A 25,226-nucleotide genomic window follows, 5' to 3' on the forward strand; every position below is an offset into this window, starting at 1 on the left:
CCGCGGCGGCCACGGGCCCGGCCGGCCCCGGCCCCGCCGGCGCGGACAGGGCCTCCGGGGCCGTGACCGGTCCGGCCGCGGCCGGCGCGTACGCGGCCGGGGAGACGGCCCGGATCCGCCTCACCCGCGCGACCAACGGCGCGGCCACCGCCACCGCCACCGGGGACCGCGTCGTCGCCGAGGTGCAGGGCGTCCTGTGGTCGCTGCCCCCCGACGGCGCGCCCGCCACCCGCCTCACCCCGCCCGACCTGGAGCCCGGCCGCCCGGTGTTCTCCCCGGACGGCCACCGGATCGCCATGAGCGCCTACCGGGGCGGCACCTTCCACATCTGGGTGATGGACGCCGACGGATCCGGCCTGCGCAGGCTCACCGACGGCCCCTTCGACCACCGGGCGCCGGCCTGGTCGCCCGACGGCCGCCACCTCGCCTTCTGCTCCGAGCGCGGCGGGGACCCCGTCACCGGCGGCCCGTACCGGATCTGGACCGTCCCCCTCACCGGCGGCCGCCCCGTCCCCCTCACCGGTCTCCCCGGACAGGAGGGTCCCGGACAGGAGGGTGCCTGGGAGGACTTCGACCCCGTCTGGACCCCGGACGGAGCCCGCGTGCTCTTCGTCCGCGCCACCGTCGAGGGGGAGACCCTGACCGCCCGGACCCTCGCCTCCGTCGCCGCCGACGGACGGGGCCCCGTGCGCGCCGACCACACCGTCGCCGACGGCAGCCTGCTGACCCCCGCCGTCTCCCCGGCCGGCCGCACCGCCTGGCTGTCCGCCGCCCCCGGACCCCGCAAGGCCCAGATCCTCACCCTCCACGCCGACGGCCGCCCCGTCCCCCTCGACGGGGACGTCGCCCCCGCGCCCCCGCGCTGGATCGGTGACGACCGCCTGCTCGTCACCCTCGACGGCCGCTTCCGGGTGATCCGCCCGCACCGCGACGACACCACCGGCCGCGAGATCCCCCTCGACGCCACCCTCGAAGTGCCCCGCCCCCGCTACCGCGTCAAGGAGTACGCGCTGGAGGCCGAGCCCGGACGCCCCGTACGCGGAGTCCACCTGCCCCGCCTCTCGCCCGACGGCCGCACCGTCGCCCTCGTCGCCCTCAACGCCCTGTGGACCGTCCCCGTCGCCGGGGGAGCCCCGCGCAGGATCGCCCAGGCCCCCGCGACGGCCTACGTCCAGGGACCGGTGTGGACCCCCGACGGCCGGGCCCTGATCTACACCGACGACCGCGACGGGCTCAACACCGTAAGGCGACTCGAACTCGCCGACGGCCACGAGAGCGTCCTCGCCGCCGACGGCCGCGTCTACGGCTCGCTCTCGCCCGACGGCACCCGGCTCGCCTGCCTCGACCTCGCCGGACGCCTCCTCGTCCGCGACCTCGCCACCGCCACCGAGACCCCCCTCGTCGCGGCCCTCGGCGGCGGCGGACTGCCGAGCCCGCCCAGCTGGTCGCCCGACGGCCGCCACATCGCCCTCTGCGACCGCAACCGGATCAGCCACCGCTTCCGCGAGGGCCACAACCTCATCCGGATCGTCGACACCACCACCGGCGCGGCCCGGCTGCACGCCCTCGCCCCGCACGCCTCCCTCTCCGACAGCTACGCCAGCGGCCCCGTCTGGTCGCCCGACGGCCGCTTCCTCGCCTGCGTCGCCGAATCAGCCCTGTGGCTGCTGCCCGTCACCCCCGACGGCACCCCCACCGGAACCGCCCGCCGCATCACCGACGAGTGCGCCGACCACCCCTCCTGGTCCGCCGACTCCCGCACCCTGCTCTACCAGTCGGGCGACCGGCTGCGCCTGCTCACCCTCGACGCCCGGGGCGCCCCCGCGCGGGCGCCCCGCACCGTCCCGGTCGCGCTGACCCACCGCCGCCCCGCCGCCGTCGACACCGTCGTGCACGCCGGCCTGCTCTGGGACGGCACCGGAGCCCCGCCCCGCGCCGACGTGGACGTCCTGATCAGCGGCGGGCGCGTCACCGCCGTCGAAGCACACCGGCCCGGCCGCCGCGCGGCCCGCACCGTCGACGCCTCCCGGGGCACCGTCCTGCCGGGGCTGTGGGACGCCCACGTCCACCCGTACCCGTACACCTACGGCGCCCGCCAGGGCCTCCTGCACCTCGCCTACGGCGTCACCACCACCGTCTCCCTCGGCGGCTCCGCCCACGAACAGGCCCGCCTGCGCGACGACATCCGCGCCGGCCGGCTCACCGCCCCCCGGCTGCTGGCCGGCGGCGAACTCCTCGACGGCTCCCGCGTCGCCTACAGCATGGGCCGCGCCCACCGCACCGCCGAGGGCCTCGCCCGCTCCCTCGCCCGGGCGCAGGCGCTGGACTGGGACTTCGTCAAAACCTACGTCCGCGCCCCGTACGCCTTCATGGAGCAGGCCGCCCGCTTCGCGCACGAGCGGCTCGGCGTTCCGGCCGGCTCCCACCTGTGCGCCCAGGGCATCGCCTCCGGCCAGGACCTCACCACGCACCTCGTCGCCACCGAACGCGCCGAACACGGCCACGGCGCCACCCCGGCCGGCCACACCTACGAGGACACCCTCGCGCTCTACACCCACGGCGGCTTCGACCTCATCGCCACCCCCTTCGACGCCCTGCCGCTGATCGGCGCCGACCCGTCCCTCGCCGAGGACCCCCGCGTCACCGCCCTGATGCCCCCCTGGGACGCGAGCGCCGTCCGGGCCGCCGCCGCCCTGCCGCCCACCACCGAACAACTCACGGCCCTGGAACGGGAGACCGGCGTCTACCGGCGGGTCCTCGCGAGCGGCGGCCGGGTCGCCCTCGGCACCGACGCACCCCTCACCCCGGTCGGCCTCCACCTCCACCTCGCCCTGCGCGCCCTGCACCGGTACGGCTTCTCCCCGGCCGAGGCCCTCACCACCGCCACCCGCACCCCGGCCCGCGTCTTCGGCGTCGCCGACCACCTCGGCACGGTGGAACCGGGCAAGCTCGCCGACCTCACCCTCGTCGACGGCGACCCCTTCACCGACTTCGCCGACCTCGTCCGCGTCCGGGCGGCCGTGCGCGCCGGAACCCTCCACGAACGCAGCGCACTCGAAGCCGCGCACCCCCGCGGCGCCGGCCCCGGCCCCGACTGGCAGCCGGTCCTGCGCCAGATGCTCAGGGACGGCTGCTGCACCCACCCGACCCACGGTCACCACGCCTGACGGACAAGGGGGGTTATCCCCACCCCGGGGCGACCGGGCTGCCGGATGGGGGCCGAGGCCGCGGACAACGAGGCTTGCCCCATGACGAATTCCAGGAACAAGGCCCTCCTCCTCGCCCTCTGCGCCGCCACCGCCGCCACCACCCTGAGCGCCGTCGTCCCGGCGGCGGCCACGTCGCCCGGGGCGGGAGCGCCGCTTCCCCGGCTCGCCTGGCACCCCTGCGCGAAGCCGGGCGGCCCCGCCACCCAGGAGTGCGCCGACCTGCCCGTCCCCCTCGACTACGCGAAGCCGGCCGGCCCGCAGATCACCGTCGCCGTCTCCCGCGTCCGCAGCGACCGCCCCGAGGCCCGCCGCGGCACCCTGGTCGTCATCCCCGGCGGACCGGGCGGCTCGGGCGTCCAGCGCCTCACGCAGAAGGGCGCCGCGCTCCAGAAGCAGCTCGCCGGCGCCTACGACCTCGTCGCCTTCGACCCCCGCGGCGTCGGCGGCAGCACCACCGCCTCCTGCGGTCTGACCCCCGGCGACCGCTACCTCACCAGCCTGCGCGCCTGGCCCGCCCCGAACGGCGACATCTCCGAGAACGTCGCCCGCTCCGAGCGCATCGCCGAAGCCTGCGCCCGTAACGGCGGCCCCGTACTGCGCAGTTTCACCACCGCCAACGAGGTGGCCGACATGGACCGGCTCCGCGAGGTCCTCGGCGAACGCAAGATCTCCGCCTGGGGCGTCTCGTACGGGACCTACGTCGGGGCCGTGTACGCGCAGAAGCACCCGGAGCGCACCGACCGCTGGGTCCTGGACAGCAGCGGCGACCCCGACCCCACCCGCCTCGCCCGGGGCTGGCTGGCGAACATGGGCCAGGGCGCCGACGACCGCTTCCCCGACTTCGCCGCCTGGGCCGCCCACCCCGACCGGGACCGCGACGGCCTGCGGCTGGCCCGCGACCCCGCGGACGTGGAGCCGCAGCTGCTGGCCCTCGCCGCCTCCCTGGACCGCACGCCGCGGCCGACGACCACCCCGGGCGTGGCCCTGACCGGCAACGGCCTGCGCCAGGCCCTGCAGAACGCCCTGTACGGCGACTCCGCCTTCCCCGCCTTCGCCAAGCTCCTCGTCGCCCTCCGGGACCCGGCGGCCACCCCCGTCCTCCCGCCGGAGCTGGCCCAGCCGCTGCGCGACGAGGACGCCGCCCAGCTCGTCGCCGTGCTCTGCAACGACGTGGCCTGGCCGCGCGAGAGCGGCGCCGCGGGCCAGCGCGCCGTGGACGAGGACCGCGCCCGCCACCCCCTCACCGCGGGCATGCCCGTCAACGTGCTGCCCTGCGCCTACTGGAAGGACGCCCCGGAGCAGAAGCCGACCCGGATCACCGCGAACGGTCCGTCCGACATCCTCATGGTCCAGAGCCGCCGGGACCCCTCCACGCCCCACTCCAAGGGCCTGAAGATGCGCGAGGCCCTGGGTGACCGGGCGGTCCTCGTCTCCGTCGAGCAGGGCGGCCACGGCCTCTACCTCGGAAACGGAAACGCCTGCGCGGACCGCACCGTCACCACCTTCCTCACCACCGGCCGGCGCCCCGCCCGTGACACCGACTGCGCCAACTGAGGGCCACCGGGCCGGGGTCCGCCGGCGGATCCCGCCGACCGGCCGCCGGCCGCGACCACACGGGCGGCCTCCGGGCTGCCCGCCGAGGGCCGTGACGGGACGGGCGCCCTGCGGAAGAATCGGCGTACATGACAGCCGAAACGGTCCACCCGACACCGGCCGAGGACCCCCGACGGGCCACGGCCACCGAAACCGAAACCGAAAGCGCCACCGCCACCGCCGCCGGGACCGCGACCGGGTCGTGAACGCCGTCTCCCTCGCCCGCCACCAGCGCTCGATGGGCGACCCGCGGATCCGCTACCCCCTGTGGCCGCCGCTGCCGCGCGGCTGCCCGCGCACCGGTTCGGACCTGGCCGACTTCCCGCTGGAGGTCGACTACGCCTACGAGGACACCCCCGCGGACCTCTTCACCCGGCCCGCCCGCCCCGGGCTGGAACGCTGGGCCCCGCTGCTGCCGCCGCTGGACGCTCCCGGCCTCGGTGAGGGCGCCACCCCCCTCCTCCCGCTCGGCGACGGGGTCTGGATCAAGGACGAGTCGCGCAACCCCACCTGGAGCCACAAGGACCGGCTCAACCGCGTCACCGTCAGCGCCGCCGTCCACGAGGGCGCCCCCGGAGTGGCGGTCGCGTCCTCCGGGAACCACGGCGCCTCCGCCGCCGCCTACGCGGCGCGCGCCGGACTGCGCTGCGTGGTTCTCGCCCCGCCCGGCGCCCCGCCCGCCGTGGCCTCCTTCCTGCGCGCCTACGGAGCCGACGTCCTCCCCGTCCCCACGGAGAGCGCTGGCCGCTGCTGAACGAGATCTGCGACCGGCTCGGCTACCACCCGGTGAGCAACCTGACCCGGACGCACACCGGACACGCCTTCGGCGCGGAGGGGTACAAGACGATCGCGTACGAGATCCACGCCGAACTGGGCCTCCCCGCCGCGGTGTTCGTCCCCACCGGCTACGGCGAACTGCTCTACGGCGTCTGGAGGGGCTTCCGGGAACTGCGGCGGCTGGGGGTGGCCGACACCGTGCCCCGCGTCTTCGGGTGCGAGCCCGCCGCGGGCGCCCCCCTCGCCACGGCGCTGCGCACCGGCCTCCCGGCCGCCGTCGTGTCCGTCGGCCCCACCGACGCGTACGCCATCGACTGCGCCGCCGGCAGCCACCGGGCGGTGCGGGCCGTCCTGGACAGCGGGGGAGCCGTGGTGCCGGTGACCGACGCGGAACTCGGCCGGGCGCGCGACCGGCTGGCCTCCCAGGGGATCTGGGCGGAGCTGTCCGCCGCGGCGGGCCTGGCCGGGCTGGAGCGGTGGACCGCCTCCGGTACCGGGTTCGACGGGCCCGTGGTGTGCGTGTCCACCTCCAGCGGCTTCAAGGACCTGCGGGTGGGGACCGCGCCCCTGGAACCGGTCGAGCCCACCTGGGAGGCGGTCTCGCGGGCGCTGGCGGACCGGGCGCGGCCGGGCGGGTGACCGGGTGCCGCCGCCCGGGCCACGGACGGCGGCACCCGAGCGAGTCACCCCCGCCGACGGGCCGACGGTGGTTGACTGACGGTCATGCCGCTCGACTCCTACGGCGTGCTGTCAGGGACGCTGCACAGCCACTTCCGCGACCAGCCCGACACCCAGGGGCACTGGTTCCACGTCAACCTGGAGGTCGACGCGCCCGGCGGGCGCTACCGGTGCGCCGTCGACGTGGACAGCAAGGAGTCCGCCACCGGCGTCCAGTGGAAGACCTTCACCCTGTCCGCCTCGCAGCTCGACCCGCTGCCCGCCCTGGGCGCCGGCTACCACGACCTGTCGATGTCGTCCGGCTCGGGCGCCGTCGACTACCTGCGCCACCCGGCCCTCGTGGACCGCCCCGGCTGCCTCTTCGTCCGCCGCCCGCCCGCGTGGATCCAGCACCTCCTGGACCGGCTGAACCCGCCCCGCCCGTGGATCTCCGGCTCCAACCTGGACGCCGCGGGGGCCCTGGAGCCGATCCTCGTTCCCGGCCGGCCGATCCTGATCCTCGGCCAGCCCTTCGAACACGGCGGCCTGGGCATGCACAACATCCACCAGAACCAGGGCGACCCCTACGGCAGCCAATGGTGGCCCGACAACGGCACCTGGCAGGACGGGGCCACCTTCACCCGCCGCCCCGACGGCCTCTACGACGTCTTCCTCAACAAGTTCACCAGCCAGGCGGACCGCACCGGCCCGGACGGCCACCCCCTCTAGGCCCTGGCGACGGCCCGCGGGGACGGCCGCCCGGTGGCACCGGACGCGGTCGTCAGTTGGCGGCGTAGACGCGCACCGCGAACTCCGCGATGTCCGCGTCGGAGAGGTTCTTCGCGAGATTGGCCTCGGTGATCATGCCCACGAGCCGGTGGCCCCCGGCCATGTCGATGACGGGCAGCCGCTTGATCTGGTGGACCTCCATGGTGTCCAGGGCCTCCTGGGCGGTGGTCTCGCCGTCCACCCAGTGCAGGACGCCGCCCAGCTCACCGGCCCGGACCCCGGCCGGCTCCCGGCCCTCGGCGCAGCACTTCACGACGATGTCGCGGTCGGTGATCATGCCCTGGAGGCGCCCGTCGTTCCCGCAGATGGGCAGGGCGCCGACGTTCAGGTCGCGCATCATGCGCGACGCGTCCAGCAGGGACTGGTCCTCCCGTACGCACTGCACGTCCCCGGTCATGATGTCCCGGGCCCGCAGGTTCCTGGTCATGGTTCCTCCTCTGGGTCGGTGACTGCGTGCCTTCCTCCCGTTGCCCCTCCTCTACGAGCACAGCACGGATGGGCCGCCGGGGCGCGCCGGGGCGGCAAGGCGAGCCCCTGCCCCGATTTATTGACTGTTCGTTCCAGAATCCTCTACGATCTTGGGCATGGCCAGGACCAAGGAATTCGATGTGGACGCCGTGCTGCAGTCGGCCCTGGAACTGTTCTGGCGGCGCGGCTACGAGGCGACGTCGGTGACCGACCTCGTCGAGTGCCTCGGCATCGGCCGCGCGAGCATCTACGCGACCTTCGGCAGCAAGCACGAGCTCTACCTGAAGGCGCTCGACCGCTACGCCGAATCCCGCGACCTGCTGCTCCTCGCGGAGCTGTCGCGGCCGGGGCCCGCGCTGCCAGCGGTCAGGTCGGTGGTGCGCCGCTTCGCCGCCGAGGCCGGCTCGCCGGAGGGGCGGCTGAACGGCTGCTTCGTCACCAACACCGCCGCCGAGCTGGCCTCGCACGACACGGCCGCGGCCCGCCGGGTCGAGGCGGGCTGGGACCGCCTGGAAACCCTGCTCCACTCCGCTCTCGTGCGGGCCCAGGGGCAGGGCGAGCTGGCCCCGGACCGCGACCCCCGCGCGCTGGCCCGCATGCTGCTGGTACTGCTCCAGGGCGTACGGATCGTGGGCAAGGCCTGCGGGGACCCCGCCAGGGTGCGGGACGCCGCCGAGCAGGCCCTGGCCCTGCTGGACTGAAGACCCCGCGGAAGGGGAGCCTCCGGGCTCCCCTTCCGCGGCATCGAATTCTGAACCGATCAGTCAAATATGGGGCGGGTGCCCCTCCCTCGAAGGAGTCATCGACATGCAGCACCGCTTCACCGGCAAGACCGTCCTGGTGACCGGCGCGGGCTCCGGCCTCGGCCGGGCGATCGCCCTCGCCTTCGCCGCCGAGGGCGCCTCCGTGGTCGCCGCGGGACGCACCGCGGCGCCGCTGGAGGAGACGGTCGCCCTCATCGGGGCGGCCGGCGGGGCCGCGGCCGCCGTCACCGCGGACGTCACCGACTCCGGCAGCCTGCGCGACCTCGTCCACGCGAGCGTCACCCGCTTCGGCGGCCTGGACATCGCCGTCAACAACGCGGGGATACTGCGCGGCGCGGGCCCCGTCGCCGACGTGGACGAGGAGGACTGGGACGCGGTGCTGCGCACCAACGTCACCGGCGTCTGGCTGGCGATGAAGCACGAGATCGCGCACATGAGGGAGAACGGCGGCGGCGCCATCGTCAACATCTCCTCCAACCTCGGCGCCCACCGCCGCATCCCCGGCGCCGCCGCGTACATCACCTCGAAGGCCGCCGTCTCCGCCCTCACCCGCGCCGCCGCCCTCGACCACGTCCAGGAGGGCGTTCGCATCAACGCCGTCAGCCCGGGTGCCTCCGTCGCGCCCATGTCACTGCTGCCGGGCGAGACGGAGGCCGAGCGCACCGACCGGATGAAGACGCAGACCCCGCTCGGGCGGGCCGCGGAGGCCGAGGAGGTGGCCGCGGCCGTCCTCTACCTCGCCTCGCCCGCCGCCGGCGCGGCCGTCGGGGCCGACCTCGTCGTGGACAGCGGCTCCTCGGCCTGAGGCCCCGGGGCGGGCCGGTCGGGGCCGGCCGGGGTCCGTGCGCCGCGCGCGCCGGGCCCGTGCCGGATCAGCCCCGGGCCGGCGCCGCGGGGACCGGCAGCGGATTCCCCTCGCAGGCGGCGTCCGCGGCCGGCATCCGGCCGTCGGCCAGGAAACCCTCCACGTACCCGTCGACGCAGGCGTTGCCCGCCTGGTACACGCCGTGGTCCCCGCCGTGCACGGTGATCATGCGTGAGCCCGCCAGCCGCTGGTGGGCCCGTACCGCGCCCTCGTAGTAGGTCGCCGGGTCGTGCGTCGAGCCCAGCATCAGGATGGGTGGCAGCTCCCGGCCGCCCGCGGGCCGGGGCGCGCGAGAGTGCGGCCACTGGGCGCAGACCGCCGCGTAGGACAGCTCCCGGGCCCCGATCATGGGGTGGGTGCGGGCGTCGGCCTCGCTGCGCGCCACCCAGTGGTCGAGGTCACGGTTCCACGGGGAGTCCTGGCAGACGACCGAGAAGAAGTCCGCCGCGAACGCCGCCCCCATCGGATGCCTGAGCTTCGCGGCGAGGGCCTGCCGGGCGGCGGGCGGCGCGGCGTCCGGGTTCTGGAGCAGGCCGAGCACGGCCGCGAGGTCGGGGAAGCGGCTGCCGCTGTAGATGAACGACGTCGTGGCCGCGTCGAGGCGGTCGGGGGTGACCCGCGTCCCCTCCAGGTCCAGCGGGCGGTCGCGGAGCGCGGCGCGCAGACGCTCGTAGCCGGCCTTGGCCTCCTGCGGGGTCCGCCCCAGGTGGTACACGTCGTCATGGAGGGCCAGCCACGGCAGGAAGTCCTCCTCGAAGCGCCGCTGGAAGCTCAGCGGCTGCCCCGTCATGAACTCCTCCCAGCCGCCGGTGGCGTCGATGGCGCTGTCGAGGACCATGCGGTCGACCCGGCGCGGGAACGTCCGCGCGTACTGGGCCCCGAGGACGGTGGCGTACGAGGGGCCGTAGTAGGAGATCTGCTCGGTCCCCAGCAGCGCGCGGTACAGGTCCATGTCGCGCACGGCCTGATCGGTGGTGATGAAGGGCAGCAGACCGCCCGAGTTGTTCCGGCAGTCCTGGACGAACCGCCGCGCCCGCTCCAGCGTGCCGTTCACCGCCTCCGGCGAGCGGTCGCGCAGGTCGCCGCCGCCGAACATGGCGTCGACGGTGTCCTGGTCCGAGCAGACCACGTTCGTACTGGCCCCGACCCCGCGCTGGTCGAAGCCGACGATGTCGTACGCGGCCGCCAGCTTCGGGGCGTACGAGGCCAGCCCCTCGGGCCGGCCGAGCCCCGAGGCGCCGGGACCGCCCGCGGCCATCATCAGCACACCGCGCCGGGCGGCGGGACCGGCGGCCCGGTGACGGGACACCGTGACCGTGAGGTCCGCTCCGGCGCCGGGGTGGTACCAGTCGCGCGGCACGGTCATGGAGGCGCATTCGAGCGAACCGGACGGACAGGGCCGCCAGTCGAGCCGCTGGTGGGCGTACCGCCCGGGAACGGCCGCTCCGCCGGCCGGGGGAGCGGCCGCGGCGGCGGGTGAGGCGGGCAGGGCGGCGAGGGCGAGCAGCCCGCACGCGGCGGTCGCGGCCCATCGGGCGGGCTTGCGGAAGAGGTGCACGGTCGGGTTCCCCCCGGTGGAGTGGATCGGTCACCCCACCCTCCCCGCCCCGGGGGTCCCGCGGCGATCCCCCTGGCATCCGTCCCGGGGGTGGTGCTGGTGCCACCCCCGGGGGACGTGCCGGTCAGGAGGGGCGGCGGCGCAGGTGCGCGGTGAGGTGGTGCTGCAGGGGCCGGCCCACGGCCGCCATGTCGTGAACGACCGTCATCCGGTCGCCGTCGAGGGTGTAGTGACGGCGGGTGGCGGTGACCTCCTTGGCCAGCGGGGTCAGCGCCACGTCCTTGGTCCCGATCTCCACCTCGGTCCCGGACACCCGGCCGACGTAGGTCTCGACGATGCCGGTCGGGTGCGCGAGCACCACCTCCAGGGAGGCGTCGGGGGTCACCCGCCACCACCCGGCCTCCCGCCCCGCCGGCCGCACCGGCGCCCCGGACCCGTCGATCAGCCAGGCGCGCGCCTCGTAGCGCAGGAACGGACGGCCGTCGTGGCTGAAGGTGAGCTCCTGCTCGTACCGGAAGTCCTGCTCCAGCGTCGGGTACTCGCCCTCCCCGCGCCCGTGCCAACGCCCGATCAGCGGAAGCACCGGCCGCAGGAGCGGGTGCGGTTCGGGGCCCTCGCCGAGGACGTGGGTGTCGGGGTACGGATTGTCCTGGACCGACTCGAACATGTTCACCTTGCCTTCTGTGGATTCCCCCGAGGCGCGCAGCCTAGCCGGACGCGCCCGCCGTCCCGGGCGCCGTCCGGGTCGCGGACCCGCGGTGCCGGCGGCCGAGCAGCAGCAGGGTCACGGGAACGATGCCGAGAGGGAACCCGGACGGTTCGAGGACCAGGGCGCAGAGCAGGACCCAGGCCGCCAGTGTCCAGGCCAGGTACCCGGGGAGCTCCTGGCCGGTGCGCGCCATCCGCGAGACGAGGAGGCCCAGCAGGATCAGCGGCACGGCGAAGCTGCCGGGCAGGGACCAGAACCCGCTCAGCGAAACGGCGTTGGCGGGGTCGTCGATCGCGGTCCTGCCGTGCAGGACCGCGCCGGCCCAGCCGCCCCAGTGCGGCCGGGTCTTGAGCGCGAAGTACACGAGGTGCGCGACACCGATGACGACGGTGCTGCGCCCCGCCCAGACGGTCAGGGCGCCGGCGCGTGCGGCGGCGTCGGAGGATCTATTTACGGTACGGCGAGTTCCGATACTCATAGTTCCGTATGATGGGCGCATGGAGCCTTCGAAGCAACCCCCCGGCCGGCCCCGGGACGGCCGGGTGGACGCCGCCATCCGCGAGGCGGTGCGCGAGCTGGTACGGGAGAACGGCTACGCGGCCCTGACCATGGACGCCGTGGCCGCCCGGGCGCGCGTGGGCAAGGCCGCCATCTACCGCCGCCACGCCTCACGCGGCGAACTGGCCTTCGCCGCACTCGTCCACGGGCGGGAACCGCAGCCGCTCCCGGACACGGGGTCGCTGCACGGGGACCTCACCGCGCTCGCCGGCCTGATCCTGAGGATCTTCTCCGACCCCGTCGTCGAGGCGGCCACCCCCGGTCTGCTCGCGGACCTCAAGCAGCACCCCGACAGCGCCGCGCGCTTCCGGGACACCTTCATCGCCGGGGAGCGGGCCGAGGTGACGGACCTGCTCGACCGGGCCTTCGCACGCGGCGAGCTGGCCGAGCGGGCCGACCCGGCGCTGGTCCACGCCGCGCTCCTCGGCACCGCCTTCGCCTGGGTGTTCCTCCTGGGCCGGGCCCCCACCCCGTCCCTCGCCCCGGCCATCGCCGTCCTGGCCGCGGCGGCCACGACGGACGGTTCCCCGCCGCCGCCGCCCGCCCCGGGACGGGGCGGGCCTCAGGACGGGCCGACGGATCAGGCCACCAACTCCTCGTCGCCGTAACGCACTTCCGCGCGGCTCCAGTCGACCCCGAGGGCGGCCGTGAACCTGCGGGCCAGCGGCAGGTCGGACACCGGGGCGACGAGGATCAACTCCCCGCCCAGGGTGACCGAGCCGCCGCCGAGCCGCTCGCGGGCCTCGGGGTCCGCGACCAGCGCCTCGCGCAGCCGGGTGGGGCTGACCCCGGGGGCCCGCACCTCCACCGCGTCGGTCTCCGGCGCGGTGCGCGGCAGACAGCGGAACGTCAGCACCGACTCCTGGTCGTACTGCTTGCGGATGACGTCGGCGATGTGGTGCAGACCGTCCCGCCCCACGCGCTCGACGTCGAACTCCCGCGACCGCTCGTACGTGGTCTGCTTCTGCTCGCCGGACCAGAACACCCCGTCCAGCAGGGTCGAGCCGGCCGTCCGCGCGCCGTGCGCCCGGACGATGTCCCGCACCTCGTGGTCGAAGCGCGTCAGACGCGTCCGCAGCCGGGGGTCGGCCGGATCCGTGATGACCGCCGTGTTGTCCGTGGCGAAGACCTCCGCCGTCGGACAGCCGGAGCGCTCGGACACCGGAGCGGCCTGCGCGGTCCCCGCACCGGCCGAACCCAGTGCCAGGACCCCGATCGCCACCAGCACCCGCAACCGCTTCATGCCTCAACTCCCCGCTCGTGAACGCGAAACGCGGCTCCCGGAGCCGCGCCGCGCCCCATCCTAGGAGCGCCCCGGACACCCGGGGGGCGGCGGCGACCCGAATGGCCGATGGCGAACGGTGGCGCCTGCACCGCACCGGCATGCCGCGGCCCCGGCCGGTTCCGCCCCTCGGCTCCGGTGCACCCCGGTCACCGCCTGCCGACCCGGTGCCGGGTCCCTCCCGCCCCGACGGCCGTCGGGCAGGACCGGGCCCCGGGGTTCTAGGCCGACAGGCCCTCGATCACCTCGGCGCCGGGCAGCCGGGCGAACAGGTCGCCCGGAGCGATGAGCTTGCCGCGGCGGCGGCCGCTGCCCACCAGGCAGTACGGCATGTCCACGACGGCGGGGTCCACCAGCAGGGGCCAGTCGGACGGGAGGCCCAGCGGGGTGATGCCCCCGTACTCCATCCCGGTCAGCTCCACGGCCGTGTCCATCGGCGCGAAGGACACCTTCCGGGCCCCCAGGTGCCGCCGGACCACGCCGTTGAMGTCGGCCCGGGACGCCGAGGGCACCAGACAGGCGGCGAGCGCGGTCTCGCCCCCGCGCCGCGCGGCCACCACCACGCAGTTCGCCGATCGGGCCAGCAGGTCGCGCCCGTAGTGCTCGACGAAGGCGGCCGTGTCGGCGACGGCCGGATCCGTGTCGACGTAGACGATCCGCTCGACGGGCAGGCCTGCCGCGAGGGCGCGGAGTGCCGCCGCCACGGGCGGGACGAGTTCTTCCAGGCAGTCGGGGGCGGGCCGGGCGAGGTCGAAGGAGCCGATGGGAGCGCGCATGCCCGCACGGTAACAGCGCCCGCGCCCTCACACCGCGACGGCCTCGATGACCGAGGGCAGCGCGGGCGTCGGCAGGATCCGGTGCAGCCGGAACCCGGACCGCGCGAGCATCGACTCGAACTCGGCCGCGGTGCGCTCGCGGCCCCGGACCACCATCAGCATGACGATGTCCAGTTCCACCGCCGGATGCGGCACGCCGCTGCCGGGCAGCACCGCCTCCGCGATCAGCAGCCGGGCGCCGGGCGCCGCCGCGCGGCGGACGGAGCCGAGGATGCGCAGGGCGTCCTCGTCGCTCCAGTCGTGCAGGACGTGCTTGAGGACGTAGAAGTCACCGCCGGACGGTACGGCGGTGAGGAAGTCCCCGCCTTCGACCCGCCACCGCCCCGCGATGTCGGGCTGGTCCAGCAGGTGTTCGGCCACCGTGGCGGGCTGGTCGAACAGGACGCCCTCCAGCGAGGGCCCCCGGCCGAGCACGGCCCGCAGCAGCCCGCCCCGCCCGCCGCCGACGTCGATGACGCGGGAGCCCTCGGGGAACGCGTAGCTCCCCGCGACCAGTTCGTCGGCGGGGCCGGAGAGCGAGGCCATGCCGGCGTCGAAGACGGAGCGTTCGGCGGGGGACTTGAGGAGGTACTCGAAGAAGGGGACGCCGTGGGCCAGTTCGAAGGAGGATTCCCCGGTGCGCAGCGTCCCGGGGAGCTCGGCCGCGGACCGCCCGAACATCGGATCGGTGATCATGAGCACGCCGGCGTGCTGTGAGTCCGGTACGTCGGTGCGCAGCGGGCGCCCGCTCTCCTCCAGCCGGAAGGCGCCCCGCTCGTCCTCGCGGAACAGCCCGCGGACCGCGAGCAGGCGCAGGAGCCGCCGCAGGGCCGCGGCGTCGGTGCCGGTCCGGGCGGCGAGTTCCTCGGCCGTGCGGGGGCCGTCGGCGAGGTGGTCGGGGATCCGGTGGACGGCCACGGCCCGCAGGGCCGCGGAGTGAACGTGCCCGAACATCACGTCGTGCAATGCGGACGGTGCGTAGGGGCCGGTGAGGTCGCCGGGACGGGCCACGGTCGCGCTCCTGTCGTGTCGGGGACTGCCGCACCGCCATGGTGGCCCGCCGCACGGCGGGGCGGGCCACTTTCGCCGCGGCCGCCCGCCGTCAAGTCGACTTCAGGGCAGGAGGCTTCAGCGTGCGAGGGCGGCGGCCACGGCCGGGGCGGCGGTGTCCGGGGACCGGAGGGAACGGAGGCGTTCGAGGCGCTCGCGGCTCTCCTCGTCCAGCGGGACGTACGTCACCAGCCGCGGTCCGGTCGCCGGCCCCAGCCAGAGGTTGGTGTGCTCCAGGTGCAGCAGGCCCACCTGGGCGTTGAAGATGTACTTCGCCTTCCCGCCCGGCCCGACCACCTCGTGCCGGGCCCAGATCTCCCGGAACTCGGCCGAGGCCGACTCCAGCCTGGCCAGCAGCGCCTTCCACGTCGGCTCGGCCAGGTGTTCGGCCATCGACGCCCGGAACTTGGCCGCCATGACCCGGTTCACCTCGGGCAGGTCGACGACGGCCGCCCGCCAGTCCGGGTTCGTGAAGGCGAGCCACATGCAGTTGCGTTCCTCGGGCCGAAGCCGGTCCAGATCGCACAGCAGCCGCCCGTACGTGGTGTTGTACGCGAGGATGTCGTACCGGCTGTTCTGGACGCAGGCCGGAACCGGATCCAGCTGGTCGAGCATCGCGCGCAGCGCCGGGGTCACGGTGGGGCAGGGCGTGTGCGACGCCGGATCGGTGCTGTCGGCCAGCGCGAACAGGTGCGCCCGCTCGCTGGGGTCCAGCAGCAGGGCGCGCGCCAGGGCGTCCAGCACCTGCGGCGACACCTGGATCGCGCGGGCCTGCTCCAGCCAGGTGTACCAGGTGACGCCCACCGCGGAGAGCTGGGCCACCTCCTCGCGGCGCAGCCCCGGCGTGCGCCGGCGGCGGCCGCGCACCAGCCCGACCTGCTCGGGCGTGATCCGCTCGCGGCGGCTGCGCAGGAAATCGGCCAGCTCGTGCCGGCGTACGTCGCTCTCGGGGGCCACAGTGGTCATGACTACAGGGTGCCGCAGCCGACATCCAGGTGCCAGGTAGTGCCAATACCAGGATGAGGAGACTCTGGTACCAGACTGGGCGCTGGAGGATCGTCCTGGGTGTGAGCGAAACGACCGTACGTACGAACCATCCGTCCCCCTCCCGCCCCACGGACCCGGCCGCCGGGACGGGCGCGGCGCTGAACCCGCTGGGCCTGTTCACCGTACTGCTGGGCGCGGCCCTGCCCCTGATCGACTTCTTCATCGTCAACGTGGCGCTCCCGGCCATCGACAGCGACCTGGCCGCCGGCCCCGCGATGCTGGAACTGGTCGTAGGCGGCTACGGCGTGGCCTACGCCGTCCTGCTGGTGCTCGGCGGCCGTCTCGGGGACACCGCCGGCCGGCGCAGGCTCTTCCTCATCGGCATGGCCGCCTTCGGCCTCACCTCGCTGGCCTGCGGCCTGGCCCCCACGGCATGGACCCTGGTCGGGGCCCGGGTGGCCCAGGGAGCGGCCGCGGCGCTGATGCTGCCGCAGGTCCTCGCCACCATCCAGGCCACCACCCAGGGCCCGCGCCGGGCCCGCGCGATGAGCCTCTACGGAGCCACCGCCGGGCTGTCCATGGTCACCGGGCAGATCCTCGGCGGGGTGCTGGTCGCCGCGGACCTCGCCGGGTCGGGCTGGCGCTCGGTGTTCCTGGTGAACGTGCCCGTCGTGGTCCTCGGCCTGGTCCTCGCCGTGCGGGCCGTCCCCGAGACCCGCTCGGACCGCCCGGCCTCGGTCGACGTACCGGGCACGCTGCTGCTCGGCCTGTCGCTGGTGTCCCTGCTGCTGCCGCTGACCGAGGGCAGGGCGACCGGCTGGCCGCTGTGGACCTGGCTCTCACTCGCCGTGTTCCCCTTCGCGGCCGCGGCCTTCTACCTCACGGAGCGGCGCGCGGACCGGCTGGGCCGTACCCCGCTCGTGCCGCCGAGCCTGCTGCGGCTGGAGTCGCTGCGGCGCGGCCTGGTGCTGATGGTGCCCTTCTCGATGGGCTTCAGCGGTTTCATGTTCGTCGTGGCCGTCGCACTGCAGCAGGGCCTGCGGATGGGGCCGGTTTCCGCCGGGCTGGCGCTGGTGCCGATGGCCGTGGCCTTCTTCGCCGCGTCTCTGGCCGGCCCGAAGCTGGTCGGCCGCTTCGGCAGCCGGGTCGTCACCGCGGGCGGGCTGCTCCAGGGCCTGGGCATCGGCCTGCTCCTGCTGACCGTCCGCGCCGACTGGCCGGACGTCGGCCTCGCCGCCCTCGCTCCCGCGGTCGCCGTGGCGGGCCTCGGCCAGGGCCTGCAACTGCCCGTGCTGATGCGGATGATGCTGTCGGACGTCCCGGCCGACCGGGCCGGAGTGGGCGGCGGGGTCATGGTCACCACCCAGCAGTCGGCGCTCGCCCTGGGCGTGGCGACCCTGGGCAGCCTCTTCCTCGCCCTGGTGCCCGCGGCGGGCATGGGGACGGCCCTGACCGTGACCCTGCTCGTCCAGCTGGGCATGATCGCGCTCACCGTGCTCCTCAGTCTCCGCCTGCCGCGCGTGCTGCGCTGAGCGCGCCCCGCCGTCCGTCCCACGGAGCGCAGTTGCGAGGGCCTCGCACCTGGTCACGGGGCGTACGACGGCCGTAGCCGCAATGGGCTCCGTGTGCCACGGTGAACGCATGGAGGCCGACGAGAGCACCCACACCCCGGCACAGCACCACGGCGATCACCGCGGGCACACCCACCACCACGGCGACGGGCACGGCCACGCCGACGACCACGCCGACGACCACGGGCACGGCCACGCGCACGGCCTCGCCGGCGGCCACGGTCACGGCCGGGGCGACGGCCTCCGGCACCGGCTCGTCCACCTGCTCACCCCGCACGGCCACGAGGCCGCGGACAAGGTCGACGCGGCGATGGAGACCTCCCGCGAGGGGATGCGCACCCTGTGGACCTCGCTCGCCGTCCTCGGCGCCACCGCCGCCGTCCAGGCCGGGATCGTGGTCCTGTCCGGGTCGGTGGCGCTCCTCGGCGACACCGTGCACAACGCCGCCGACGCCCTGACCGCCGTCCCCCTGGGCATCGCCTTCGTCCTCGGCCGCCGGGCGGCGAACCGCCGCTACACCTACGGTTACGGCCGGGCCGAGGACCTGGCGGGCGTGCTGATCGTCCTCACCATCGCCGCCTCCGCCGCACTCGCGGCCTGGGCGGCCGTCGACCGGCTGCTGCACCCCCGCGACGTCAGCCACCTGTGGGCCGTCGCCGCGGCGGCGCTGGCCGGGTTCGCCGGCAACGAATGGGTGGCCCGCCACCGCATCCGCACCGGCCGCAGGATCGGCTCCGCCGCGCTGGTCGCCGACGGGCTCCACGCCCGTACCGACGGTTTCACCTCGTTGGCCGTCCTCCTCGGCGCGGGCGGCTCCGCCCTCGGCCGGCGCAGCGCCGACCCGGTGGTCGGCCTGCTGATCACCCTCGCGATCCTGCTGGTCCTGGGCGCCTCCGCCCGCCAGGTCGGCCGACGGCTGATGGACTCCGTCGACCCCGCCCTCGTCGACGCCGCCGAGCGCGCGCTGCGCCGCGTCGAGGGGGTGCTGGACGTCGGCCAGTTGCGCATGCGGTGGATCGGTCACGCCCTGCGCGCCGAGGCCGACATCGTGGTCGGCCCCGACCTGACCGTCGTCCAGGCCCACCGCCTGGCGGTCGCCGCGGAGCACGCCCTGATCCACGCGGTGCCGAGGCTGACGGCGGCGACGGTCCACACCGACCACGTCCATCCCGGCGGCCACGACCCCCACGCCCCCCTCGCCCACCACCCCGGCCGTGGCTGAGGCCCGGCTCCGCCCGGGGGGGAACGCGGCCTTCCCCCGTGGCCCGGGGCCTCCCGGTGTTACCGTCGCGCCCATGTCCAAGACCGAAATAGACGCGCTGACCGCCGAGTTCTTCGCCGCCTTCGACAACCGGGACGGCGGGGGCGCCGACGTGGCCCGGCTCCGCCGGCTGATCCTGCCCGGCGGTGTGATCGTGCATACCGGACCGGAGTTCACGGTGTACACCGTGGACGAGTTCATCGAGCCCCGCGAGCGCCTCCTGAAGGACGGCCGGCTGGTCGGGTTCAGCGAGTGGGAGGTCTCGGAACGGACCGAGATCGAGGGTGGCATCGCGTCACGCTTCGGCGAGTACCGCAAGTCCGGGACCCTGGACGGCGAGCCCTTCGAGGGCGGCGGCACCAAGACCATCCAGTTCGTCCGCACCCCGCAGGGCTGGCGGATCGCCGCCTTCTCCTGGTTCGACCGGCCCTGACCCGCCGCCTCCCGGGGCCTCAGCGGACCGGTGCGACCGCCTCCGCGCGCCGGACGAGCCCGGTGATCAGCGATGCGATCTCCGGCCACAGGGCGCGCGGCAGGTCGTGGCCCATCCCCTCGAAGGTCACGAACTCGGCGCCGGGGACGGCGTCGGCGGTGGCCCGGCCCCCGCTGACGTCGCACATCGGGTCGTCGGCGCCGTGGATGACCAGGGTGGGCACCGCCAGCGCGCGGAGCCGCTCCGTACGGTCCCCGGCCGCGATCGAGGCCACCGCCTGGCGGGCGACGCCGAGGGGGTCGTGGGACCGGTCGTAGGCGCGGGCCGCCCGGTCTCGCACGGCCGCCTCGTCGAACGGGAAACCGGGCGACCCGAGGACCCGTACGGTCCGCACCATCCGCTCGACGACCTCCTCGCGCGCCGTGGCGACCGGCGCCGCCAGGGCCCCCAGCGCCTCGGGATTCGCCCGTCCGACGGAGAGGTCGCCCGTCGTGGACATCAACGAGGTCAGCGACCGTACCCGGCCCGGATGTTCGAGCGCCATGGTCTGGGCGATCGCGCCGCCCATGGACAGGCCGACGACGTGCGCGCCGTCGATCTCCAGCGCGTCGAGCAGGCCGACGCTGTCGGCCGCCATGTCGGAAAGCGTGTACGAGGCCGAGGACAGGTCCCCGGCGAGCGCCGCGCGGACGTCCGGGACGGGTGCGTCCGGGAAGTGCGAGGACCGCCCGACGTCGCGGTTGTCGAACCGGATCACCTGCACCCCGCGCGAGGTGAGCTCGGCGCAGAATCCCTCGGGCCAGCCCAGCATCTGCAGGGCGATGCCCATGATCAGCAGCACCGCCGGATCGCGCGGATCACCGAAACGCTCGTAGGCGATCTCGATCTTCGAGGGGCCCACGCCGAACGCCTTCTGTTCCGTCATGGGCCCACCATAGAGCGGCGCGTGGCCGCCCCGGCCGAAGGCGGAGCCCGACGTTTCCCCTCGCGGGTCCCGCGCCCGTCCGGGTCGGCGGGATCCGCGCGATCGGCGGGAAATTGCGCGAGGCTGCTCGATTCCGCGCCGTTCCGAGCATCTATTGACATGTACGCGACGCTGCGCTGCACTGGGCACCCGTCTTCCACGGTCCCACCCGGCTGGAGGCAGCCATGCGCCCGCTCGGATTCCTGGTGGCCACCGCCTGCGCGGTGTCCGTACTGACAGCGCCCGGCGCCGCGGCCCACGGGGCTTCCGCTTCCGCGGCCGCGCAAGCGCGTCCCGCTGCCGCCTCCGTCCGTGCGGCCGCCTCGGACGCGACCCCGCAGACCGTTCCCGCGCTGCGGGAGTGGACCGCGTCAGCCGCCGACCCCTACGCCTTCACCGCCGCCGCCCGGATCGTCGTCGACCCCGCCGCGGCCGACCGGCTCTCCGGCGAGGCCGCCACCTTCGCCGAGGACCTCACGGCGCTGACCGGGCACCAGGTCCCCGTGGTCACCGGCACTCCGGCCGCCGGGGACATCGGGATCGGCCTGGACGATCCCGCCCTGCCGCCCGAGGGCTACCGGATGACCGTCGGACCGGCCCTCACCCTCCGGGCCGCCACCGCCACCGGCGCCTTCAACGGCACCCGCACCGTCCTGCAACTGCTCCACCGGTCCGCCGCCGTGCCGGCGGGCACCGCCGTCGACTGGCCGGACAAGTCCGAGCGCGGGCTCATGGTCGACCAGGGGCGCAAGTTCTTCACCGTCGAATGGCTGCGGCGGCACATCAAGGAACTGGCCTACCTCAAGCTCAACTACTTCCACTTCCACCTGTCGGACACCTTCGGCTTCCGCCTGGAGAGCTCCACCCACCCGGAGGTCGTCTCCGCCGACCACTACTCCAAGCAGGACATCGCCGACCTCGTCGCCCTGGGCCGCAAGTACCACGTCACCATCGTCCCGGAGATCGACACCCCGGGCCACATGAACGCCGTCCTCGCCGCCCACCCCGAACTCAGGCTCAAGAGCGCCTCCGGAGCAGCCAGCCCCGACTTCATCGACCTCTCGATGCCCGGCTCGTACGCGCTGGTCAAGGACCTCGTCACCGAGTACCTGCCGCTGTTCCCGGCCCCGTACTGGCACATCGGCGCGGACGAATACGTCACCGACTACACCAAGTACCCGCAGCTCCTCGCCTACGCCCGCGCCCACTACGGCGCCGCCGCCACCGCCAAGGACACCTACTACGGGTTCGTCAACTGGGCGGACGACCTGGTCCGGGCGGCAGGCAAGACCACCAGGATGTGGAACGACGGCATCAAGTCCGGCGACGGCACCCTCACCCCGCACCCCGGCATCCTCGTCGAGTACTGGTACACCTACGGCCTCACCCCGCAGCAGCTCGCCGCCGCCGGGCACACCGTCGCCAACGCCTCCTGGACGCCCACCTACTACGTCCTGGGCGGAGCCAAACCCGACACCAAGTGGATGTACGAGACCTGGACCGCGGACCGCTTCGAAGGCGGAGCCACCCTCTCCGACCCCACCCGGAACCCCGGCTCCCTGCTCCACGTCTGGTGCGACAACCCCACCGCCGAGACCGAGGACCAGATCGCGGCCGGGATCATGTACCCGCTGCGCGGACTGGCCCAGCAGACCTGGGGCTCCCCGAAGCCGGTGCCCACGTACGCCGCCTTCACCCCGATCGTGGCGGCCGTCGGCCACAACCCGGCCTGGCCCGGAACCGGCCGGCCCGGCAACCTCGCCCTGGGCCGCCCGACCACCGCCTCCAGCACCGAGACCGCGGACTTCCCGGCGGCGGCAGCCACCGACGGCGACCCCGGCACCCGCTGGTCCAGCGCCTACGCCGACCCCCAGTGGCTCCAGGTGGACCTCGGCGCCCCGCGCGGCGTCGGCCGCGTCGTCCTGCGCTGGGAGGCGGCGTACGCCAAGTCCTTCCAGATCCAGCTCTCCGATGACGCCACCACCTGGCGCACCATCCACTCCACCACCACCGGCACCGGGGGAGTCCAGGACCTCACTGGCCTGAGCGGAACCGGCCGGTACATCCGCGTCCTCGGCACCCGGCGCGGCACCGCGTACGGCTACTCCCTCCACGAGTTCGAGGTCTACGACGACCCGTCTACGGCCCCGCGCACCCTCACGGCCGCCGGCAAGGCCCTCGACGACCCGGCGGGCTCCACCGCCCCCGGCACCCGGCTGATCACCTGGACACCCCACGGCGGCCCCAACCAGCAGTGGCGGCTCACCCCCGGCGCCGACGGCACCCACACCCTGGTCAACGGGGCCTCCGGGCTCTGCGCGGACATCGATGGCGGCTCGGTCTCGGCCGGCGCGGCCGTCGTGCAGGCCGTCTGCACCGGCGGCGACGGCCAGCGCTGGAGGATGGCCGCGCTGCCGGGCGGCGGCTCCTCGGTGACGAACGGGAAGAGCGGGCTCCTGCTCACCACCGCCTCCGGCACGGACGGGGCCGCCGTCACCCAGCAGGCCGCGACCGGGTCGGCGTTCCAGAGCTGGCTGATCGCCTGACCCCGTGGCGCTCGGCGGCCCCGCCGCTCCGTGGCGCCAGCGTCCTGTGCCGGGTCAGTCGCGCCCGCCCCGGGCGAGGCGGTGCACGCGGTCGAGGAGGTCGTTCGGATGGAAGGGCTTCGCGAGGACCTCGTCCACTCCCGCCTTCAGCGCCTGGACGGTGCACTCCGGGTCGGCCGGGGGCAGGGCGAGGATCGGGACCCGCCCGTGTCCGGGATCCCGCCGGATCTCCTCGAACAGCGCCACCTCGTCGAGCCCCGGACCGGTGCGCTCGCAGACCACCAGGCCCACGGGCCCCTCGCGCTCCAGCAGGGCCACCGTCTCCCGGCCGCTCCCGCCGTCGACGACCACGTAGCCGGCGGAGACGAGGAGCCGTTCGAGCAGCCCCCAGAGCCTGCGGTCCTTCACGATCAGGAGGATCTTGGCGGGGATGTCGCCGCTCATGGTGTTTCCTTCCGCTCCGGGCGGTGAGCCCTGAGCTGTGAGCCCCGAGCGGGCTCAGGGTCGGTTCGGGGTGGGGTCGGGGTGATGCCCGATGTCCGGCGGCCGGCCCCGCGGACAAGATCGACTCATGACTCGTCGACCCCGCCGTTCCGCCCGGACGGCCCTGACACGGGCCGCCTTCGTGACGGCGCCGCTCCTCATCCTCGCCTACGGTGCCATCCGGCTCACCGACCCGGACCACGGCCCCGGCCCCGTCTGGACCACCGGGCACCTCGCGCTGACCGCCGCCATGCTGTTGTTCGTGCCGGTCTTCGCCCGGCTGGGGGCGCTGGCCCGGCCGGACGCGGGGCCAGCCGGGCGGCTGAGCGCCGGCGCCGCGACGGTCCTCGGGCTGGCCGGCACCCTGGCCGTGACCGTCCAGGCGTGCATCGACCTCTACGCCGGCTTCCGCGCCACCGACCGGCCCGGCATGGAGCGGCTGTTCGAGCAGGTGCAGAGCCACCCCGGGGTGATGCCGGCGGTGTACGGCGTGGGCCCGCTGCTCTTCTACGTCGGCCTGATCTGGATCCTCGTCCAGCTCTCCGCCCGGCGCCGCGTCAGCCTCTGGAGCCCTCTGGCGGCGGTGGCCGGAACCGCCACCGCGGCGGCCGGCGGCCTCGACCTGATGCCCCTCGCCGCAGCCCTCTTCTGCGCCTCCCTCGCCCCCCTGGCCCGCCGCCGCCCCGGCGACCCGTCCGTCCGTGCCGTCGACCGGCCGGTCGGGTTGACCGCCGACCGCCAGGCCCTGTGAAAAGCCCCGGTCCGGCCCGGCTCGGCCAGGGCCGGACCTACGCCCGCTCCAGCAGGGCGTCGCCCAGCTCGCTGGTCGCGTAGTGCACCTCGCGCCGGTAGCGGTGGCTCGTGACGAGACCGGCCTCCCGCAGCACCCCGAGGTGCTGCGAGACCGCGCCGAGGCTGAGCCCCGTCCGGGCCGCCAGCTGGGTCGTGGTGGCGGGCGAGCTCGTGCACGAGAGGAGCAGGGCCCGGCTGCGCCCCAGCAGACGGGCCAGCCCCTCGCCGGGGACACCGCGCCGCTCCCACAGTGTGCCCACGGCCCGCGCCGGGTAGACGACGGCCGGCGGCGTCGGCCCGGGCCCGGTCAGCAGGTGGCAGCGGACCGCGAAGGCGCTCGGGGCCAGGGTGATCCCCCCGCCGTCCAGGTCGAGGACCGCCGGGCCCAGCTCCGGGGAGACCAGCCGGTCGCCCGTCCAGCGCAGCGCGGGATGGAGCCGGGAGAGCACCTCCTGTATGCCGTCCTCGGCCAACTGCCTGGTCCGGTAGGCGATGTCCGCCTCCAGGACCGCCCGGACGCGGGGCCAGTACGGCCGGACCGCCGCCTCCCACCAGGCGCGCAGGGCGTCCGCCGGGTCCGGCGGGGCCACCCCGGCCACCCCGGCGGGCGGCACCGCCAGCAGCGCGAGCTCCTCCTCGAACTCGGCCAGGGGGCAGCGCGGAGGGGGCGTCAGGAAGTCCGGTACGTCCGCCGACGGACGCGCCCCGGGACGGTCCACGGCGGTCAGGACCCGCAAGGGGGCCGTCCGCACGGCCAGGGCCCGGTCGGTCCGCAGCGCCCGTACCGAGGTGAGCCACGGCAGGTGGACGGCGTAGCGGCCCGGATCCGCCACGGCCCGGAAGCTGGTGACGGTCTCCCACAGCGGTGAGATCGCGAACCTCACGCCCGCGACGTCCCGCACCCCGAACCGCACCTCACCCATGGCCGCGCCCCCCCGTCCGGCGGTGTGTCCGCCCGCCACCACCTTTCGGCCCAGACTAAAACAATGGCCGTGCCGCCCCCGCGCCGGTGATCTTCGCATCCATGACGCACCCCCGCCCCGACGCCGCCCCGCACCCCCGCCCCGACGCCGCCCCGCACCCCCGCCCCGGCGC

General features: G+C 75.1%; 22 protein-coding genes and 1 pseudogene. 12 read left to right on the forward strand and 11 right to left on the reverse strand.

The annotated features are described in order from the left end of the window. From AB4039_RS34180 to AB4039_RS34195, 4 genes and pseudogenes are all read left to right on the forward strand, one after another. Positions 1–3,167 (forward strand): amidohydrolase family protein (locus AB4039_RS34180; protein WP_442272590.1); only part of this gene is annotated, 3,167 nt, incomplete at its 5' end. 81 nt (positions 3,168–3,248) lie between these two features. Continuing rightward, the gene (locus AB4039_RS34185) at positions 3,249–4,763 is read left to right on the forward strand and encodes an alpha/beta hydrolase (RefSeq protein WP_442272591.1); all 1,515 of its coding nucleotides are present in this window, start codon (positions 3,249–3,251) and stop codon (positions 4,761–4,763) included. A 277-nt stretch (positions 4,764–5,040) separates the two neighbouring features. Next, positions 5,041–6,218 (forward strand): annotated as a pseudogene (locus AB4039_RS34190) (threonine synthase). 84 nt (positions 6,219–6,302) lie between these two features. Then, entirely contained in the window at positions 6,303–6,965 is a 663-nt protein-coding gene (locus AB4039_RS34195; RefSeq protein WP_266846191.1) for a DUF2278 family protein, read from the forward strand. A gap of 52 nt (positions 6,966–7,017) precedes the next feature. Here AB4039_RS34195 and AB4039_RS34200 read toward each other — a convergent pair whose 3' ends face one another. Next, a complete protein-coding gene (locus AB4039_RS34200) occupies positions 7,018–7,452 on the reverse strand; it encodes a CBS domain-containing protein (protein WP_266846192.1) in 435 nt (144 codons plus the stop codon). 157 nt (positions 7,453–7,609) lie between these two features. Between AB4039_RS34200 and AB4039_RS34205 the strand changes: the two genes are divergently transcribed. Both AB4039_RS34205 and AB4039_RS34210 read left to right on the forward strand, forming a co-directional pair. Further along, on the forward strand, positions 7,610–8,194 hold the full coding sequence (locus AB4039_RS34205; RefSeq protein ID WP_266846193.1) for a TetR/AcrR family transcriptional regulator: 585 nt from the start codon (positions 7,610–7,612) through the stop codon (positions 8,192–8,194). A gap of 106 nt (positions 8,195–8,300) precedes the next feature. Beyond that, a complete protein-coding gene (locus AB4039_RS34210) occupies positions 8,301–9,062 on the forward strand; it encodes an SDR family oxidoreductase (protein ID WP_266846194.1) in 762 nt (253 codons plus the stop codon). Between the two features lie 67 nt (positions 9,063–9,129). On the opposite strand, the gene AB4039_RS34215 is transcribed toward AB4039_RS34210, so the two are convergent. From AB4039_RS34215 to AB4039_RS34225, 3 genes are all read right to left on the reverse strand, one after another. Beyond that, a complete protein-coding gene (locus AB4039_RS34215; protein WP_442272592.1) occupies positions 9,130–10,680 on the reverse strand; it encodes an alpha/beta hydrolase in 1,551 nt (516 codons plus the stop codon). A 124-nt stretch (positions 10,681–10,804) separates the two neighbouring features. After that, a complete protein-coding gene (locus tag AB4039_RS34220) occupies positions 10,805–11,347 on the reverse strand; it encodes an FABP family protein (RefSeq protein ID WP_266846238.1) in 543 nt (180 codons plus the stop codon). Positions 11,348–11,387: 40 nt separating this feature from the next. Further along, positions 11,388–11,867, reverse strand: coding sequence for a DUF6463 family protein (locus tag AB4039_RS34225; protein WP_442272593.1), 480 nt, complete (start codon positions 11,865–11,867; stop codon positions 11,388–11,390). A 19-nt stretch (positions 11,868–11,886) separates the two neighbouring features. Between AB4039_RS34225 and AB4039_RS34230 the strand changes: the two genes are divergently transcribed. After that, on the forward strand, positions 11,887–12,555 hold the full coding sequence (locus AB4039_RS34230; RefSeq protein ID WP_266846197.1) for a TetR/AcrR family transcriptional regulator: 669 nt from the start codon (positions 11,887–11,889) through the stop codon (positions 12,553–12,555). On the opposite strand, the gene AB4039_RS34235 is transcribed toward AB4039_RS34230, so the two are convergent. The 4 genes from AB4039_RS34235 to AB4039_RS34250 all read right to left on the reverse strand — a co-directional run bounded on the left by AB4039_RS34235 (position 12,528) and on the right by AB4039_RS34250 (position 16,060). Further along, positions 12,528–13,190 (reverse strand): hypothetical protein, encoded by a 663-nt coding sequence (locus AB4039_RS34235; protein ID WP_442272594.1) that lies wholly within the window; start codon positions 13,188–13,190, stop codon positions 12,528–12,530. The two genes, AB4039_RS34230 and AB4039_RS34235, sit on opposite strands and share 28 nt — an antisense overlap. Before the next feature lie 260 nt (positions 13,191–13,450). Continuing rightward, entirely contained in the window at positions 13,451–14,005 is a 555-nt protein-coding gene (locus AB4039_RS34240) for a YbaK/EbsC family protein (RefSeq protein WP_442272595.1), read from the reverse strand. A gap of 27 nt (positions 14,006–14,032) precedes the next feature. Further along, the gene (locus AB4039_RS34245) at positions 14,033–15,055 is read right to left on the reverse strand and encodes a methyltransferase (RefSeq protein WP_442272596.1); all 1,023 of its coding nucleotides are present in this window, start codon (positions 15,053–15,055) and stop codon (positions 14,033–14,035) included. Positions 15,056–15,172: 117 nt separating this feature from the next. Continuing rightward, a complete protein-coding gene (locus AB4039_RS34250; protein ID WP_266846201.1) occupies positions 15,173–16,060 on the reverse strand; it encodes an MmyB family transcriptional regulator in 888 nt (295 codons plus the stop codon). Between the two features lie 53 nt (positions 16,061–16,113). Between AB4039_RS34250 and AB4039_RS34255 the strand changes: the two genes are divergently transcribed. The 3 genes from AB4039_RS34255 (at position 16,114) to AB4039_RS34265 (ending at position 19,346) form a co-directional block, all read left to right on the forward strand. Further along, positions 16,114–17,613, forward strand: a complete 1,500-nt coding sequence (locus tag AB4039_RS34255; protein ID WP_442272597.1) for an MFS transporter — start codon at positions 16,114–16,116, stop codon at positions 17,611–17,613. Positions 17,614–17,722: 109 nt separating this feature from the next. Next, a complete protein-coding gene (locus AB4039_RS34260; protein ID WP_266846203.1) occupies positions 17,723–18,874 on the forward strand; it encodes a cation diffusion facilitator family transporter in 1,152 nt (383 codons plus the stop codon). A gap of 73 nt (positions 18,875–18,947) precedes the next feature. Beyond that, the gene (locus AB4039_RS34265; protein WP_266846204.1) at positions 18,948–19,346 is read left to right on the forward strand and encodes a nuclear transport factor 2 family protein; all 399 of its coding nucleotides are present in this window, start codon (positions 18,948–18,950) and stop codon (positions 19,344–19,346) included. A gap of 19 nt (positions 19,347–19,365) precedes the next feature. Here AB4039_RS34265 and AB4039_RS34270 read toward each other — a convergent pair whose 3' ends face one another. After that, positions 19,366–20,271 (reverse strand): alpha/beta fold hydrolase, encoded by a 906-nt coding sequence (locus AB4039_RS34270; protein WP_266846205.1) that lies wholly within the window; start codon positions 20,269–20,271, stop codon positions 19,366–19,368. 224 nt (positions 20,272–20,495) lie between these two features. Here AB4039_RS34270 and AB4039_RS34275 point away from each other — a divergent pair, with 224 nt between their 5' ends. Further along, positions 20,496–22,856: a family 20 glycosylhydrolase gene (locus AB4039_RS34275; protein WP_442272598.1), complete on the forward strand. Its 2,361-nt coding sequence runs from the start codon at positions 20,496–20,498 to the stop codon at positions 22,854–22,856. A 54-nt stretch (positions 22,857–22,910) separates the two neighbouring features. On the opposite strand, the gene AB4039_RS34280 is transcribed toward AB4039_RS34275, so the two are convergent. Then, positions 22,911–23,300 carry a response regulator gene (locus AB4039_RS34280; RefSeq protein WP_266846207.1) on the reverse strand — a complete coding sequence of 130 codons (390 nt, stop codon included), beginning with the start codon at positions 23,298–23,300 and terminating at the stop codon, positions 22,911–22,913. A 127-nt stretch (positions 23,301–23,427) separates the two neighbouring features. Between AB4039_RS34280 and AB4039_RS34285 the strand changes: the two genes are divergently transcribed. After that, entirely contained in the window at positions 23,428–24,090 is a 663-nt protein-coding gene (locus tag AB4039_RS34285) for a hypothetical protein (RefSeq protein WP_442272599.1), read from the forward strand. A gap of 37 nt (positions 24,091–24,127) precedes the next feature. On the opposite strand, the gene AB4039_RS34290 is transcribed toward AB4039_RS34285, so the two are convergent. Continuing rightward, the gene (locus AB4039_RS34290; protein ID WP_266846209.1) at positions 24,128–25,054 is read right to left on the reverse strand and encodes an ArsR family transcriptional regulator; all 927 of its coding nucleotides are present in this window, start codon (positions 25,052–25,054) and stop codon (positions 24,128–24,130) included. Positions 25,055–25,226: the final 172 nt, after the last annotated feature.

The organism is Streptomyces sp. M-16, assembly GCF_052114405.1.
Classification (GTDB): Bacteria; Actinomycetota; Actinomycetes; order Streptomycetales; family Streptomycetaceae; genus Streptomyces.